The sequence below is a fragment of the Oerskovia enterophila genome, assembly GCF_001692445.1.
Taxonomy (GTDB): domain Bacteria; phylum Actinomycetota; class Actinomycetes; order Actinomycetales; family Cellulomonadaceae; genus Oerskovia; species Oerskovia enterophila.
Map to the genome: position 1 here is coordinate 180,231 of NZ_MAQA01000002.1, position 16,593 is coordinate 196,823.

Sequence of the window (16,593 nt, forward strand, 5' to 3'; positions counted from 1 at the left end):
GATGACCACGACCGAGACCTCCGTCGCCGCAGGCGGTACTCCAGACCCCGCACCCGGGCGGGCGCCCCAGGGTGCCCCGAGCACCACGGGTGCGCCCGGCGCCCCCGACTCGCCGGCCGCGCCGACCGGGTCTCCCCGACGCGCCCGGACTCCGTGGAGCCGTCCGGCCCGCCCGACCACGGGCGGCGCCGCACCCGCACGCCCGGGGCGCGCGACGCCGTCGGGCAGCGGTGGCGGCCTGGCGACGCGCCTGCGCCGTCTCCTCGCGCCCGTGACGACGCCCGTCGCGGAGGCGATCGCGCCCGTGGCCTCGGTCGTGAGCCCGTTCGGCTGGGCCGTCCTGGTCGGGACGGTCGCGGCGTGGTGGGCCGGGCTGCTGTTCTCGTGGGTCGAGCTGATCGTGGTCGCGGTCGTCCTGACGGTCGCGCTCCTCGCGGCCGTCGCGTTCGTGCGCGGGACGTTCAAGTACACGGTCGACCTGGACCTCGGGCAGCAGCGCGTCACGGTCGGTGACCGCGCGGTCGGTCGGCTCGAGGTGAGCAACCAGTCTCCGCGTCCGCTCCTGCCCGCCGTGATGGAGCTGCCCGTGGGCGCGGGCGTGGCCTCGTTCCCGGTCCCGCGTCTGCGCACCGGGGCGAGCCACGAGGAGATCTTCACGATCCCGACGCACCGCCGCTCGGTCATCCCCGTGGGCCCCGTGCGCTCGGTCCGCGCCGACCCGTTGGGCCTGCTGCGTCGCGAGGTGGTCTGGACGGATCCCGAGGAGCTGTTCGTCCACCCGCGCACCAAGAACCTCTCGGGCTCCTCGACGGGCTTCCTGCGCGACCTCGAAGGTCGCGTGACGCAGGACATCTCCAACTCGGACGTGTCGTTCCACGCGCTGCGCGACTACGTCCCGGGCGACGACCGTCGCCACATCCACTGGAAGACGACGGCCCGCACGGGGCAGCTCATGGTCCGTCAGTTCGAGGAGACGCGGCGCTCGCACCTCGCGGTGATCCTGTCCACGCGCACCGAGGACTACGGCCACCCCGACGAGTTCGAGCTCGCGGTCAGCTCGTGCGGCTCGCTCGGCCTCCAGGCCATCAAGGAGGACCGTGGACTCACGGTCCTCGTCAACGACGGCAGCCTGCGCGGCGACAACCGTGTGCGCCTGCTCGACGACCTCGCCCGCGTCGAGACCCGTGAGCTGCGCACGAGCCTCGTCGACGTCGCGCGCGTCGCGACGGCGAGCGTCACCGACGCCTCGGTCGTCGCGCTCGTGGTCGGCAGCTCGGTCACGCCCACGGAGCTGCGCGCGGCCTCGGCCCGCCTGCCGCAGGACGTCCGGGTCATGGCGATCCAGTGCGTCCCGGGCGCCAAGGTCAGCCGCCACCGGATCGCCGAGCTCGTCGTGCTCACCATCGGGGAGCTGGGCGACCTTCCCCTCGCACTGCGGAGGCTGAACGACTGATGTCCCAGAACGACACCCGGGGTCGGGTGGCCGGTCCCGGCAGCACGTCCTGGCAGGGCAGGCCCGCGGGCCACACCACGGGCTCGACCGCGACGGGTACCCGCTCGAACGGGACGACGTCCCGGGCCCCGCGTGGCACGAGCGCCCCGAGGGCGCTCACGGGCTCGGGCGCCCTCGACGCGCTCGCGCTCGTCGTGATGCTGGGCGCGGCGATCGTCGGGTTCGGCCCGGCGTGGGGCTCGACCGCCTACCTGCTGCCCGCCGTCGGCGGCATGGTCCTGGGCCTCGGCGTCGCCTGGCTCGGCGCCTGGCGCCGCTGGGGAACCCTCGGCGTCGCGGCCGCCGCCGTCCTCGTCTACGTGCTGCTCGGCGGGCCGTTCGCGCTGCCCGGCACCACGGTCGCCGGCGTCCTGCCGACCCTCGACACGTTCCGCGGCCTGCTGCTCGGCGCGGTGACGGGCTGGAAGGAGATCGTCACCTCGGTCCCACCCCTCCAGTCGTTCCCGGAGCTCGGTGGAGTCCCGTTCCTCCTGCTCTTCATCGCCGCCATCGTCGCGGGCACCATCGCATGGCGGGCCCGTGACGCCCAGTGGGCGCTCGTCCCCGTCGCGCTGACGTTCGTCGCGGTGATCCTCGTGGGCACGGTCGAACCCGCGCTGCCCGTGGTCCAGGGCCTGGTCCTGGTCGTCGTCGGCCTCCTGTGGGGCGCCTGGCGCGCGACCGAGGCACGGCTCGGGGAGCACCAGGTCACGACCGAGGCGAGCCTCGCGGCGACCCGTCGCCTGCGCTGGCACCGCGCCCGTGGCGGCGCCGCGATGCTCGCCCTCGGCGGGGTCGCGGCCGTCCTGCTGGTCCCCGTGCTGACCCCCGACACCGAGCGCATGGTCCTGCGCGAGAACGTCGTCCCGCCGCTCGACCTGCACGAGTACGTCAGCCCGCTCGCGTCGTTCCGCAAGTACGCCAAGGAGATGACCGAGGACGAGCTGTTCACCGTCGAGGGCCTGCCCACGGGCGCCCGTGTCCGCCTCGCGACGCTCGACGCGTACAACGGCGTCGTCTACGACGTCTCGAGCGGCGGGGCCGGTTCCGGGTCGGGGGTCTTCACGCGGGCCGGTGACCAGATCGCCACGGTCGCCAAGGGCACGCCGACCGACCTCACGGTCACGATCGGTGACTACCGGGGCGTGTGGGTGCCCGACGTCGGCTCGCTCGCGGGCATCGTCTACCAGGGCGAGCGGGCCGAGGACCTGGGCTCGACCACCTACTACAACTCGACCACGGCGACCGGGGTCGTGACGGCGGGGTTGCGCCCGGGCGACTCGTTCCGCCTCGACGCGATCGTCGCGCCCGCCCCGTCGGCCGAGGACCTGCAGTCCTCGCGCATCCTCGACGAGAAGCTCCCGCGCTCGATCAACGTCCCCGACTCGGTCGCGGGCAAGGCCGCGCAGTTCATGGCCGAGGAGACCGACCCCGTCGTCCAGCTCGAGAACCTGAAGAACGGTCTCGTCGCGAGCGGCATCTTCTCGAGCGGTCTCGAGACGCAGCTCCCCTCGCGCCCGGGTCACTCGGCCGAGCGCATCGACACGCTGCTCGCCGACGACGAGATGATCGGCGACGACGAGCAGTTCGCTGTCGCGCTCGCCCTGATGGCGCAGTCCGCCGGGATCCCGGCGCGCGTCGTCATGGGCTTCTACCCGCCCGAGACCTGGGAGGAGGGCACGCCGTTCGTGGCCACGGGCGCCGACGTCCACGCCTGGGTCGAGGTGCCGTTCGAGGGCTACGGGTGGGTGCCGGTCGACGCGATCCCGGAGGAGGACAACAAGATCGAGCCCGAGCCCAAGAGCGACCAGGTGCCCAAGCCCCCGGTCCTCGAGGACCCGGAGCCGCCCGAGGAGCCCGCGGACGCCGAGGCCGGCACGGTCGACGACGAGGAGAAGAAGGACGACGCCGAGTCGTCCGGGTTCGACTGGGGCCAGGCCGCGCTCGTCGCGGTCGCGGTCGCGGTGCCGTTGATCCTGCTCGCCCTCCCGCTGCTCCTGATCGTGGCCTTCAAGTCACGGCGCAGGAAGAGGCGTCGCGAGGCCGAGCGGCCCGTCGACCGGATCAGCGGTGGCTGGCGCGAGGTGCTCGACGCCGCCACGGACCTGGGAGCGCCCGTCGCGGGCGGCGCGACGCGCCGTGAGGGCGCGGGAGCCCTGTCCGAGTCGTTCCCGGCGGCCGCGGCACCGACCGTCACGCTCGCCCGGACGGCCGATGCCCAGGTCTTCGGGACCGGGGACCCGAGCCCGCAGGAGGTCGAGTCGTTCTGGTCCGAGGTGGACGCCGTGCTGACCGGTATGCGGTCCACCCTGCCGCGCAGGCAGCGACTTCGCGCCGCGGTGTCGCTACGATCCCTGCGGGGCGCACGGAGGTCCTGGCTGCCTGCCAGGTTCCGTCGGGCTCGACAGTCCGTCCGGTCGGCGCGCACGCCGGCGGCGGGTCCCGTCACCAAGCCAGGAGACAAGTGATGTCCGAGACGACGACCTGCAGCGCCTGCGGCACGACGCAGGCCGCAGGCTCCGCGTTCTGCGCGGTCTGCGGGACCAGGTTCCCGCGCACCGGCAGCCCGTACGCGGCGGGCCTCTCACCGGACCCGGTGCCGGACCCCGTGTCGGAGCCCGTCCTCGGGGTCACGACCGAGCGCGAGGTCGCGGCCATGACCCAGCGTGCGTACGGCCTCCTAGCAGGTCCCGGGCAGCCGGGGGCTCCCGGGGCTTCGGGCGGGCCCGCCGTGTCCCCGGAGTCCTCCGTGTCCTGGTCGACCGGAGGGCGCACGGCCCCTGTCGCGGGCGTCGGACGCCGCTTCGTCGCGTTCCTCGTCGACTGCGCGGTGATCGGGCTCGTCGCCGGGGGAGTCGTGCTCGGTGGGCTGGCCGCCCTCGGCGTGCCGCTCACGGGGGGCATGACCGTGGCGACGCAGGCCCAGGCGGAGGAGCTGCTCGGGAGCGTGACGATCCTGTGGGCCGTGACCGGCGCGCTGGGGCTCGTCTACTGGCTCGGGATCTGGTTCTGGGAGGGGCGCACGGGCCGCACGATCGGCAACCTCCTGCTGGGGCTGCGCACGGTCCGGGCCGAGGACCGCTCGCCCCTGGGCTTCGGCCGCGCCGCGCTGCGGTGGATCGTGATCGGGCTCGGGGCGATCGCGTGCGGCGTCGGAGAGCTCCTCGTGGCGCTCTCCCCGGCCTTCGACAAGTCCGGCCGCGGGCAGGGCTGGCACGACAAGGCGGCCAAGGCCGTGGTCCTCGACGTCCGGGCGGTGACGCCGTCCGCGTCCGGGGGGCCGCACGCACCCGCGGAGCCGTTCGCGGCGATGCCCCCGACGGGTGCCTTCGCGGCCCCGCCCACGGGGTACGCGGCCCCGGCCGCGACGCCGGTCCAGTACTCGTCGGCCCCGCCCGCGGGCTACGCGGCCCCGGTCGCGCCCGGATATCCCGGTGCCCCGCAGCAGGTCCCGGTCGCGCACGACCCGTGGGCGTTCAGCGCGGCTCCGGCGCCCCAGGCGGGCGCCCAGGACGGCCTGATCACGGGGGTCCCAGGAGCACCCGGCGCCTCGGTGCCCGGGGGGCCCTCCGCCCAGGTGGCGCCCTCCGCTCCCGCGGAGGCTCCGTCGTCGGGCGGGGGACTTCCCGGCCCGACGGCGCAGCCCCCCGTGACCTACGCCGCGCCCTCCGCTCCGCCCCAGCAGGCGCCTGCCGCACCCGTCGCCCCGGTGGCGAACGCTGCGGCCACCGACGAGGATCCCGACTGGGACAGCACGCGGTTCAGCGTGAGCGACGTCCGGCGGGACGCCCCGGCCGGGTTCGTGCTCGAGCTCGAGTCGGGCCGTCGGGTCACCGTGACGGGCACGGCGCTGATCGGACGCAACCCGCAGTCGACCGGGGAGGGCTCCGTGGTCCTGGTCGCCGTCGAGGACCCGACCCGCTCGGTCTCCAAGACGCATGCCGAGATGGGCGTCGACGCGGACGGGCTCTGGCTCGTCGACCGCGGTTCGACGAACGGCACCATCCTGACGCGCCCCGGTGGCGCCCCTCAGGTGCTCGAGGCCGGCGTCCGCGTCGCCGTGACCGTGGGGTCCGTGGTCCAGGTCGGCGACCGCCGACTCACGGTCCACCCGGGTGGTGCCGCGTGAGCGCGAGCACGACCGGGGTGCACCTGGCCTGGGGGGCGAGCTCTCACCGCGGGGCCCGCCGGCTCCTCAACGAGGACCGCTTCCTCGCGGACCGGTCGGTCTTCTTCGTGGCTGACGGCATGGGCGGGCACGACGCGGGCGAGGTCGCGAGCGCCGCGGCGATCGACGCGCTGCGGCCGCTCGGGGCGCTCGGCACCGTAGGCCCTGAGGACGTCCGTGAACGGTTGGGCGTAGCCCAGCACGACGTGCGGTCGATCAGCACCGAACCGGGTCGGGGAGCCGGGACGACCGTCACGGGAGTCGTGGTCGCCGAGCAGGAGGGCGTCCCGTACTGGCTCGTGGTGAACATCGGCGACTCGCGGACGTACCAGATGTCGCACGGTGTCCTCGAGCAGCTCAGCGTCGACCACTCGGAGGTCCAGGAGATGGTGGACGCCGGCCTGCTCACCCCGACCCAGGCGCTCACGCACCCGCGACGCCACGTCGTGACGCGGGCCGTCGGGGCCGCGCTCCCGCCCGAGCCGGACTTCTGCTGGATCCCCATCGAGCCGAGGGACCGCATGCTCGTGTGCTCCGACGGCCTGACGGGCGAGCTGTCGGACGAACGGATCGCCGAGATCCTCCTGGCGCAGCCCGACCCCCAGAGCGCGGCCGACCTGCTGGTCAACGAGGCCATCGTCGCTGGTGGCCGCGATAACATCACCGTGGTCGTCGTCGACGCGACCGGGGCGTGGCAGGACACCAGCGACGGGTCCACGACCCCCCGGGACGCCCTGGGCTACACCGACGAGGACACCTTGCCGCGCGAGATCCACTTGCAGATGGGGGACAGGTCGTGAGACTGCGCTACGACACGGGGAGCGCGTTCGGGTTCGTCCGGGGCGGGGCGATCGTCGTCCTGCCCGACGGCGCGACGAGCGAGCTCGTGCGGGCCCTGTGGGAGCGGCTCGACGCGTCGGGCGACGCGGAGACCGAGGTCATCGAGGTCATCCAGCTGCTGACCGTCGTCCTGGGCGCCACGCTGCGCACCATGCCGTCGTTCGCGGTCGCCGTGGTCTCCGGGCAGCGCGTGCAGGTCGCGGTGCGCGGTGACGTCTCGGTCACCCTGCGCACCCCGTCCGAGAGCGTCCATGTGGACGGCGACGACGTCTCGACGTGGTCCGAGCGCTCCGTGGAAGGCGTCGAGGTGGTCTCGGTGCAGCTCGGCGTCGACCCGGTGACGGACCTCGAGGCCGCGGCGGGCCAGGTCGCACTGGTCGGGCTGCCCCTGCGGGAGGGCGTCGTGCTGGCGTCCAGGATCGTGCAGGACCTCGTGGAGGTTCCGGTGGCCCAGGGCGCCGAGCGCTCGACGGCGGAGCCCACCGAGGCCGCCGACGCTCCGGCGCGCGTTCCCGCGCCCCCGTCGCTCGACGCGCTCGCCTGGGGGCCGCCGACTGCCGCTCCTGCGGCCGAGCCGTCGTCGGCGGACGCGGTGCCCGTGGGCCGGGCGGTGCTGATCGAAGCTCCCCTCGAGGGCGACGGGCAGGGCGACGAGGTCCTCGGGACGGACGAGGCCCTGCCGGACGCGCTGGTCACGCCCGCTCTCGTGGACCCGCTGGGGCACGGCCCGGGAGCGGCGGTCGACCGTGACCAGGTCGAGGCGTCCGAGGAGACCATCGCGCCCGAGGCCACTATCGCGCCGGAGCTCACGATCGCGCCCGACGCCACGGTCGCGCCCGACGTCGAGCGACCGGCTGCAGCGGTCGAGAGCCCTGCCCTGTCGGACGGTGCGTCGTCCGGCGTCGGCCCCGTGCCCGCGCCTCCGACCGAGGCGGAGACGGGGTACGGCCACCTCTGGGAGTCGACCGTCCTGCGGACGGTCGAGGACGCTGCGATCCGGGTCGACGAGGACGGTCAGGACGAGGGCGCGAGCGCCCCCACGGCCTCCGCGCCGCTCGTCGCCCCCTCACCCGGTACGCCGGCAGGCTCCGCGCCGTCGTCCGACGACGAGCCCGAGGACGAGGCCGGCATGATCGCCGGCATCCCGCGCGAGTGGACCGGGGCCACACCGGCCGCCGCGGCCCGCGCCTTCGACGTCGACGTCGCGCACGAGCCGAGCGTGGCTGCACCGACCCCGAGCCTCGCTGCGGAGGCCGACGACCACGACGGGCACACGGTCTTCTCGTCGGTCATCGCGGATCTCCGGGCCCAGGTCGGCGGTGCGGGGGCGCCTCCGCTCCCCGCCCCGATCCCGGCTCCGGAGGCGCCTCCCGCGCCGCCGGCGGGGGCAGGGCCGACCTTCTCGCCGCCGCCCGCTCCCGGATCGCAGCAGATCCTCGCGCGCGTGTGCCGCGAGGAGCACGCCAACCCTGCGTCGCGTGACACGTGCGGTCGCTGCGGCGCAGCGCTCGACGGCGACGCCCACCTGGTCACCCGACCCTCGCTCGGCCACTTCACGCTGTCCAACGGTCAGGTCGTCGAGCTCGACCGTCCCGTGGTCCTGGGGCGCAGGCCCCGGACCACGCGCGCGCAGAGCAACGACCTGCCCCGGCTCGTGGCCGTCCCCAGCCCCGAGCAGGACATCTCGCGCTCGCACGTCGAGGTCCAGCTCGAGGGCTGGCACGTCCTGGTGTGCGACCTCAACACGACCAACGGCACCACGGTCCTGCGACCCGGCCAGCCGCCGCGCCGCCTGCACCCCGGCGAGCCCATGATGGTCGCGTCCGGAGACGTCGTCGACGTCGGTGACGGCGTGACGTTCGTCTTCGAAGGACTGCTATGAGCTCGAAGCGCGCCCCGTCGGCGCCGCCACTGATCGACGGGTACGAGTACGTCTCGGTCGTGGGGTCCGGCGGCTTCTCCGACGTCTTCCTGTACCAGCAGCAGCGGCCGCGGCGTCGCGTCGCGGTCAAGGTCCTGCTGCACGAGTGGTCGAGCGAGTCGCAGCGCGCCGCGTTCGACGTCGAGGCCGACCTCATGGCGACGCTGTCGACGCACCCGTCGATCGTCACCATGTACGAGGCGAGCGTCGCGTCCGACGGACGCCCCTACCTCGCGATGGAGTACTGCTCGCGGCCAAACCTCGGCGCGCGCTACCGGACCGAGCGCCTCAGCGTGGCCGAGGTCCTGCGTATCGCGGTCCAGATCGCCGGTGCGGTCGAGACGGCCCACCGGGCCGGGATCCTGCACCGCGACATCAAGCCCGCGAACATCCTGGTCACCGAGTACGGGCACCCTGCGCTCACGGACTTCGGCATCTCCTCGACGCTCGACGACGCGTCCAGGGCCGAGGGCATGTCCATCCCGTGGTCGCCCCCCGAGTCGTTCGCCGAGAACCCGTGGGCGGGCAAGGAGACCGACGTCTGGGCGCTGGCCGCCACGACCTACACCCTGCTGGCCGGGCGGGCGCCGTTCGAGCTCCCCGGCGGGTCCAACTCGAGCGCGAGCCTCATCACGCGCATCGAGTCGACGCCGCTGCTGCCCACCGGACGCACCGACGTCCCGCCGTCGCTCGAGCGCGTGCTCGGTACGGCGATGGCCAAGAACCCCGCGTCGCGCTACCCGAGCATGCTCGCGTTCGCGCGGGCGCTCCAGCAGGTCCAGAACGAGCTCTCGTACGCCGTCACGCCGATCGACGTCCTCGACGACTCGGGCCTGACGCAGGAGGAGGAGCCCGACGACGACGGCGGCACGCGGCTGCGCGCGATCGTCTCGATCGACCCGCGCGGGGTTCCGGGCGGCACCTCCGGCTCCTCCCCGTCGACGGGGGGCCGCACCACGACGAACGGGACGACCCCCGTCTACCGGCAGGACCCGTCGCAGCTTCCCTACGCGCCCGTGACCTCGAGCGGCCGCGCGCAGGTCGCGACCGGGACACCGACCACGTACGGCACCCCGGTGGGTTCCGTCGCGGCACCGCAGGCCCCCGCACAGCCGACCCCCTACCAGCACGCGCCCGCGCTCCCGACCCACGTGCCGCCGTCGGGCGGGGGGTTCGTCCCGCAGCGGCCCGCGCCGGGTGGCGCCCAGCAGCACACGGGGGCCTGGGGTCCGCCCGTGGACGACACCGTGCACCGCGTCGGCGTCGAGGCGCCCCTGGACCCCGGGCCGGCCACGGCCCCCGCGCCCAAGCGGCAGGTCTGGCCGCTCCTGGTCGCCGCAGGCGTCCTCGTGCTCGTGGTGATCGGGATCTTCGTGCTCCTCAACCCGCCCGGCGGCGGCTCGGCGGACGCGGACACCGACCGGCCGAGCGTCGACGGCACGGAGACGGGAGACACGGGGGACACGGGCGATCTCCCGAACGACAACCTCGGCGACATCGTGCAGCCCGTCACGACCGTGACGTCCGGGTACATGGACGACCTGGGCCAGGTGGCCTTCAAGATCGAGTACCCCGAGGGATGGCAGGACGGCGACATGTTCTCGATCCGTCGGGTCGAGGACCCGACGGCCGACGAGAAGCCCGAGGAGGTGTCCTTCAACGTGGTGCGGTACGAGGCGGCGAAGGGCGAGAAGGTCTGCATCGAGATCACGGTCAAGCGTGACGGAAGACCGTCCAAGCCCTTCACGAAGTGCGAGCCGGAATGAGCGACCTCGCGATCGAGTTCTGCGGCGAGTGGTTCCGCCCCGTGCCCGGGGAGGAGTTCGACATCGGGCGAGACGGCGACCTCGAGATCGAGGACAACCCCTACCTGCACCGGCGCTTCCTGCGGATCACGCACGAGAACGGCATCTGGTGGCTCGCGAACGTGGGCTCCCTCATCTCCGCGACCATCTGCGACGCGGGCGGGGGAGTGCAGTCCTGGCTCTCACCGGGCAACCGGCTCCCGCTCGTCTTCGCCTCGACCTCGATCGTCTTCACCGCGGGCCCCACGACCTACGAGGTCATGGTCCAGCTCGCGGGGGCGCCGTACCAGGAGATCCGTTCGGAGGAGCCCGCCGACGGCGCGACCACGATCGGCATGACGAGCTTCACCGTCAGCCAGAAGCAGCTCATGGTCGCGCTCGCCGAGCCCATGCTCCGCCGGGACGGGACGGGGCTCTCGGAGATCCCGACCTCCGCGGACGCCGCGCGTCGGCTCGGGTGGGCCACGACGCGCTTCAACCGCAAGCTCGACAACGTGTGCGACAAGCTCGACCGGATCGGGGTCAAAGGCCTGCGCGGAGGTCCGGGCGCGCTCGCCACGAACCGGCGCGCGCGTCTCGTCGAGTACGCGGTCGCGTCGCGGCTCGTGACCTCCGACGACCTCGCCCTGCTCGACCTGCCGAGCGACTGACCACCGGGACACGTTCCCCCCGACCGTCCCGGCGCTCGCGCCGGTCTGACCGAGGACCTCTCCTGTGCGCATCAAGCTGACCCTGCACCGCCCGGACTCGACCCTGACGAACGTCGCGGTCACGGCCGACGCCACGGCGACCGTGCGCGACATCGCCGAGGCACTCTACTCGGGCGACCCCGTGCGCGCCGGGGCCGCGGCCCCGGACCGGCTCACGCTCCAGGTCGACGACGCGTCGAGCGCGTCCCAGGGCCGGGTCCTGTCACCGACGAGCGACCTGATCGAGGCGGGCCTCCGGTCGGGTGCCACCGTCTCGATCGTCCGGGTCTCCGAGCAGTTCGAGGCACCCGGCCAGGACCGGGGGCCGGCCGCCGCCGTCCTGCGCGTGCTCTCGGGACCCGACGCAGGCAGGGAGTTCCCGCTGCCCGTCGGCACGAGCTACCTCGGTCGCGACCGCGACATGGACGTCCGTCTCGACGACCCGCTCGTGTCCAAGCGGCACGCGCGACTGACGGTCGGGGAGTCGATCGAGATCGTCGACACCAACTCTGCCAACGGCCTCGTCATGGGCGGGGAGCGCATGGCGCGCGCGACCCTCACGTCGGCCGACACGGTCGACGTCGGCGGCTCGGTCATCGCGGTCGTGGCGCTGCAGCGCAGCGGCAGCCTCGCCCCGACGAGCCCCATCGTCGAGTTCAACCGTTCGCCGCGCGTCGTCGCGCGCTTCCCGGAGCGCACGCTCAAGGCCCCCAAGCCGCCGCAGCCGCTCCAGCCCGCGCGCTTCCCGTGGCTGGCCATGGCCGCCCCGCTGGTCATGGGAGTCGTCCTGTGGATGGTCCGCAAGGACTTCATGTCGGTCGTCTTCATCGCGCTGAGCCCCATCCTGATGATCGGCAACTACGTCGACCAGAAGGTCCAGGCGAAGCGACGGTTCAAGGCCCAGGTCGAGCAGTTCACGGTCTCGGTCGCGGCAACGCGCGAGACCATCGAGCGGACGCACGCGATCGAGCGCGCCGTGCGGCTCGCCGAGACGCCCTCGGTCGCGGACACCGTGGACGCCGTACGACGTTTCGGTGCGCTGCTGTGGACCCACCGGCCCGAGCACCAGGCGTTCCTGAGCGTGCGGATCGGCCTCGGGCGAGGGGTCTCGCGCGTGCAGCTCGACGACCTGGGCAACAACGACACGCTGCCGGTCTACTGGCAGGAGCTCGAGAAGCTGCAGGCCGAGTGCTCGCACATCGACGGCGTGCCCGTCGTGGCTCAGCTGCGGTCGAGCGGGGGCCTGGGCATCACGGGGCCCGCCGGGACGGTCGACGGCGTGGGGCGCGGGATCCTGGTCCAGCTCGTCGCGCTCCACTCGCCCGCCGAGCTGGTCGTCGCCGCACTCACCTCGCCCCGGTCGCGGGTCGACTGGGAGTGGCTCGAGTGGCTGCCCCACACGGGCTCGCCGCACAGCCCGCTCGCGGGCGACCACCTCGCGGACAACCCCGGCGCGGGCGCATCCCTCCTGTCGCGGCTCGAGGACCTGGTCGAGTCGCGCGGTGCGGACCTGGGCGAGCGGGCCCGGGACCGGGGCGGCGTCGACCCCGCCAAGGAGCTCGACGACCTCGAGGCGCCCGTGCTGCCGACCGTCGTCGTGCTCGTCGAGGACGACGCTCCCGTGGACCGGTCCCGCATGACCCGCCTCGCGGAGCGAGGCGCCGACGTGGGGGTGCACGTCGTGTGGATCGCCCCGACCGTGGAGCAGCTGCCTGCCGCGTGCCGCACGTTCGTCCTGACGGGCGACGGGGGAGCGACGTCGGGCGAGGTCCGCGTCGGACGCCTCACCTTCCCCGTGTCGTGCGAGCAGGTGGACCTCGCGACCGCGCACGAGCTCGCGCGTGCCCTGGCCCCCGTCGTGGACGTCGGCGCACCGATCGACGACGACTCGGACCTCCCGCGCTCGGTGTCGTTCGTGTCGCTCGCGGGCCAGGCGCTGCTGAGCGACCCGGACGCCCTGGTCGAGCGCTGGCGCGAGAACCACTCGTTGACCGTGCGCGACGGGTCGCCGCCCGTGCGCCGCAAGTCCGACGCGACCCTGCACGCGCTCGTCGGGCACTCGGGGACCGAGCCGCTCCACCTCGACCTGCGCACCCAGGGCCCGCACGCGCTCGTCGGCGGGACCACCGGCGCCGGCAAGTCCGAGTTCCTCCAGTCGTGGGTGCTGGGCATGGCCGCCGCGCACAGCCCCGACCGGGTCACGTTCCTGTTCGTCGACTACAAGGGCGGGGCGGCGTTCGCGGACTGCGTGAACCTGCCGCACACCGTGGGCCTCGTGACCGACCTCTCGCCCCACCTGGTGCGTCGGGCGCTCACGTCGCTGCGTGCCGAGCTGCGGTACCGGGAGCACCTGCTCAACCGGAAGAAGGCCAAGGACCTCGTCTCGCTCGAGCGCACGGGCGACCCCGAGGCGCCGCCGAGCCTGCTGATCGTCGTCGACGAGTTCGCGGCCCTGGTCAACGAGGTCCCGGAGTTCGTCGACGGCGTCGTCGACGTCGCCCAGCGCGGACGCTCGCTCGGTCTGCACCTCATCCTCGCGACCCAGCGACCGGCCGGCGTCATCAAGGACAACCTGCGGGCCAACACGAACCTCCGCGTCGCGCTGCGCATGGCCGACGAGGCCGACTCGACCGACATCCTGGGCATCCCGCTCGCGGCGCACTTCGACCCGTCGATCCCGGGTCGAGGCGCGGTCAAGACCGGGCCCGGACGCATCACCCCGTTCCAGACGGGGTACGCGGGCGGCTGGACGACCGACCGGCCGCAGCGTCCCCGGCTCGACGTCGAGGAGATGTCCTTCGGGACGGGCACCTCGTGGGAGATCCCGGCCCCCGACGTCGAGGAGGTCGTCGACCCCGGCCCGAACGACATCGCCCGGGCCGTGGCGACGATCGCGCGCGCGGCGCAGAACGCGGCCGTCCCGGCACCTCGGAAGCCGTGGCTCGACGAGCTCGCCCGGACCTACGACCTGGCTCTCCTGCCCAACCCGCGCACCGACGAGCTGCTCCTCCTGGGCGTCGTCGACGACCCGGCGTCGCAGAAGCAGCCGACCGTCTTCTACGAGCCGGACCGCGACGGCAACATGGCGATCTTCGGCACCGGCGGCTCGGGCAAGAGCGCCGCCCTGCGGTCGATCGCCGTCTCGGCCGCCATCACGGCCCGTGGTGGCCCGGTCCAGGTCTACGCGATCGACTGCGGGGCGAGCGGCCTGCGGATGCTCGAGGACCTGCCGCACGTCGGCGCGGTCATCGCGGGGGACGACGCCGAGCGCGTGACCCGCGTCCTGCGGATGCTGCGCGGCATCGTCGACGACCGGTCGGTGCGGTACGCGGCCGTGCGCGCCGGGACGATCGGCGAGTACCGGTCCCTGGCCGGCGCGCCGCAGGAGCCGCGCATCCTGCTCCTGGTCGACGGGATCGGCGCGTTCCGCGACGAGTACGACCTCAAGGCGACCCCGTGGTTCCCCGTGTGGGCGGCGTTCTCCCAGCTCGCGACCGACGGGCGCCAGGTCGGCGTGCACGTGATCATCACCGGCGACCGGCCGAGCGCCGTGCCGACCTCGCTGGGCAGCACGATCCAGCGCAGGCTCGTGCTGCGCCTCGCGAACGCCGACGACTACCTGATGGTCGGGGTGCCGCGCGACGTCCTGACCCCGGCCTCGCCGCCCGGTCGAGGAGTCCTGGCGGGCAACGAGGTCCAGGTCGCCGTGCTGGGCGGGGACGCCAACGTCTCGATCCAGTCGCGGGAGATCAGCAAGCTGCGTGACGCGATGGTGCGCAACGGCGTCCCCCAGGCGCCGTCGATCGAGAAGCTGCCCGACTCGATCCCGCTCTCGTCGCTGCCCGCGTCGGTGGGCGGCGCTCCGGTCATCGGCCTCGACGACCTCGACATCGCCCCGGTCGTGCTGCCCGAGCGCGGCACGTTCCTGCTGGGCGGTCCCCCCGTCGGCGGTCGGACGACCGCGCTCGTGACGATCGCGCAGGCGGTCCGGCGCGCGCGTCCCGGGACCCGGATCGTGTTCTTCTCACCTCGTCCGACGCCCATCTCGGCGCTGCCCGTGTGGGACACCACCGCGACGAGCCCCGAGGAGATCGTCCCCGTCGTCGAGTCGATCAAGGCGCAGGCAGAGGCCGGGCAGCTCGGTCGCGGGGACCTTGTCCTGGTGGTCGAGAACCTCACCGAGCTCACGGGCACCCCCGCGGAGGCGGTCCTCGACAAGCTCGTCCAGCTCCTCGTCCGGACCGACCAGCTCGTGGTCGGTGAGTCGGAGAGCTCGACGTGGAGCCAGGCGTGGACCTTGGCCAAGCCGTTCAAGGCCGGGCGGAGCGGGCTGATCCTGACCCCCGGCGACACCGACGGCGACATCCTCCTCGGCACGTCGCTGGGACGGATCCGCCGAGCAGAGTTCCCGGCCGGGCGAGGCTTCCTCGTCGTGGCCGGGCGCACCCGGAAGGTGCAGATGGCCCTCCCGGAGTAGTTCTTCCCGGATGGGGACCTGTCCCCATGTACGGGGTAGGCACGACATGGTTGAGTACTCCGTGTCGAGAACATGACGAGGTCGCCCGCAGGGGGTGGCCCTGAAAGAAGGAGCAGCACATGAGCAACTACTGGGGCCTCAACGTCGAGCAGGTCAAGCAGCTCTCGGCCGAGCTCATCCAGGCAGCCTCGGACGTCGACGCCATCAAGTCGAAGCTCACGGGCAAGCTGGACTCCGTCGAGTGGAACGGCCCGGACGCCACCGCGTTCCGCTCCGACTGGTCGGGCCAGCACGTGACGGCCCTCCAGACCGTCATCACGGCGCTCAACGAGGCCGGCGCCAAGGCGCAGTCGAACGCGCTCGCGCAGGAGGCCACCTCCAACGCCTCCTGATCCTCGGGACGCGCGACGACGGGGCAGACGAGAGGGCGCAGGATCTTCGGGTCCTGTGCCCTCTCGTCTGCCCTTCGTCCGTCCCTTCGGCACGTCGCCGACCCTCCCCACCCTCGGGCAGACGCCCGACGACGCGAGATGAGAACCTGTGGCCTTCTACGGTGCCGACGTCACGGCGCTCCGGGCGCTCGGCAAGAGCTTCGACGAGGCCTCGGGCGAGCTCGACGACCTCCGGACGAGGATCTCGCAACGGTTGGGCAGTGTGGACTGGAAGGGGCCGGACGCCGAGCACTTCCGCGACCTGTGGTCCTCGCAGTGCGCCTCTGCGCTCACGACGACGCGCGACGCGCTGCGCGAGGCAGGCACGGCGCTCGTGCGCAACGCCGACCATCAGGAGGTCACGAGCGAGGACAACGGGCCCGGCGGGACGAGCTGGGGAGGTGGGGCACCCGGTGGAGGCTCGACGAGCGGTCCTGGCGGAGGGCCGGTCATCGGACCTGCCGGCCCTCTGGCTCCGGGGTCCCCGTGGTGGCTGCACGGCGGGACGGGCGGTGCCGCCGGGGAGAAGGTCGACAACAGCGGCGTGTTCGACCCGCACCGCAACTACCAGTCCACGTACCAGATGTCCACGCTGGACGGTGAGCAGGTGGACGGCCCGCTGCTCGACGACAAGCGTCCTGTCGACGCCAGGGCGCACCTGGCGAGCGCGAACGCGTCCGGAGTCCTGGGGGTCCAGGGGGAGATGGACGGATCCTTCGGCGAGTCGAGCGGCTTCCACGGCGACGGGTCGCTGGCCGGCTGGGCCGGGG

Annotated in this window: 10 protein-coding genes; all 10 read left to right on the forward strand. The window is 73.5% G+C overall.

Annotation, left to right across the window (positions count from 1 at the left end; translation table 11 throughout):
• The first annotated feature begins 1 nt into the window (after nucleotide 1).
• On the forward strand, nucleotides 2–1,453 hold the full coding sequence (locus tag OERS_RS01605) for a DUF58 domain-containing protein (RefSeq protein ID WP_197487008.1): 1,452 nt from the start codon (nucleotides 2–4) through the stop codon (nucleotides 1,451–1,453).
• Nucleotides 1,453–3,960, forward strand: a complete 2,508-nt coding sequence (locus OERS_RS01610) for a transglutaminase-like domain-containing protein (protein WP_068623817.1) — start codon at nucleotides 1,453–1,455, stop codon at nucleotides 3,958–3,960. The genes OERS_RS01605 and OERS_RS01610 overlap by 1 nt, the downstream gene beginning before the upstream one ends.
• The gene (locus OERS_RS01615; protein ID WP_068623820.1) at nucleotides 3,960–5,621 is read left to right on the forward strand and encodes an RDD family protein; all 1,662 of its coding nucleotides are present in this window, start codon (nucleotides 3,960–3,962) and stop codon (nucleotides 5,619–5,621) included. Before OERS_RS01610 ends, OERS_RS01615 begins: the two co-directional genes overlap by 1 nt.
• Nucleotides 5,618–6,460 carry a PP2C family protein-serine/threonine phosphatase gene (locus OERS_RS01620; RefSeq protein ID WP_068623821.1) on the forward strand — a complete coding sequence of 281 codons (843 nt, stop codon included), beginning with the start codon at nucleotides 5,618–5,620 and terminating at the stop codon, nucleotides 6,458–6,460. Before OERS_RS01615 ends, OERS_RS01620 begins: the two co-directional genes overlap by 4 nt.
• Nucleotides 6,457–8,382, forward strand: coding sequence for an FHA domain-containing protein (locus OERS_RS01625; protein ID WP_068623823.1), 1,926 nt, complete (start codon nucleotides 6,457–6,459; stop codon nucleotides 8,380–8,382). Before OERS_RS01620 ends, OERS_RS01625 begins: the two co-directional genes overlap by 4 nt.
• The gene (locus OERS_RS01630; RefSeq protein WP_068623824.1) at nucleotides 8,379–10,187 is read left to right on the forward strand and encodes a serine/threonine-protein kinase; all 1,809 of its coding nucleotides are present in this window, start codon (nucleotides 8,379–8,381) and stop codon (nucleotides 10,185–10,187) included. The genes OERS_RS01625 and OERS_RS01630 overlap by 4 nt, the downstream gene beginning before the upstream one ends.
• Nucleotides 10,184–10,876 carry an FHA domain-containing protein gene (locus OERS_RS01635; protein WP_056649855.1) on the forward strand — a complete coding sequence of 231 codons (693 nt, stop codon included), beginning with the start codon at nucleotides 10,184–10,186 and terminating at the stop codon, nucleotides 10,874–10,876. Before OERS_RS01630 ends, OERS_RS01635 begins: the two co-directional genes overlap by 4 nt.
• Nucleotides 10,877–10,940: 64 nt before the next feature.
• Nucleotides 10,941–15,392, forward strand: coding sequence for an FtsK/SpoIIIE domain-containing protein (locus OERS_RS01640; RefSeq protein ID WP_068623826.1), 4,452 nt, complete (start codon nucleotides 10,941–10,943; stop codon nucleotides 15,390–15,392).
• Between the two features lie 119 nt (nucleotides 15,393–15,511).
• The gene (locus OERS_RS01645; protein WP_056649861.1) at nucleotides 15,512–15,784 is read left to right on the forward strand and encodes a hypothetical protein; all 273 of its coding nucleotides are present in this window, start codon (nucleotides 15,512–15,514) and stop codon (nucleotides 15,782–15,784) included.
• A gap of 148 nt (nucleotides 15,785–15,932) precedes the next feature.
• Nucleotides 15,933–16,593, forward strand: a 661-nt coding sequence (locus OERS_RS20895) for a WXG100 family type VII secretion target (protein WP_409365914.1), incomplete at its 3' end; no start/stop codon positions are given.

Coding starts and splice junctions, on each gene's coding strand:
- OERS_RS01605 (WP_197487008.1), top strand. CDS start 2: ATGACCACGACCGAGACCTCCGTCGCCGCAGGCGGTACTCCAGACCCC.
- OERS_RS01610 (WP_068623817.1), top strand. CDS start 1,453: ATGTCCCAGAACGACACCCGGGGTCGGGTGGCCGGTCCCGGCAGCACG.
- OERS_RS01615 (WP_068623820.1), top strand. CDS start 3,960: ATGTCCGAGACGACGACCTGCAGCGCCTGCGGCACGACGCAGGCCGCA.
- OERS_RS01630 (WP_068623824.1), top strand. CDS start 8,379: ATGAGCTCGAAGCGCGCCCCGTCGGCGCCGCCACTGATCGACGGGTAC.
- OERS_RS01635 (WP_056649855.1), top strand. CDS start 10,184: ATGAGCGACCTCGCGATCGAGTTCTGCGGCGAGTGGTTCCGCCCCGTG.
- OERS_RS01645 (WP_056649861.1), top strand. CDS start 15,512: ATGAGCAACTACTGGGGCCTCAACGTCGAGCAGGTCAAGCAGCTCTCG.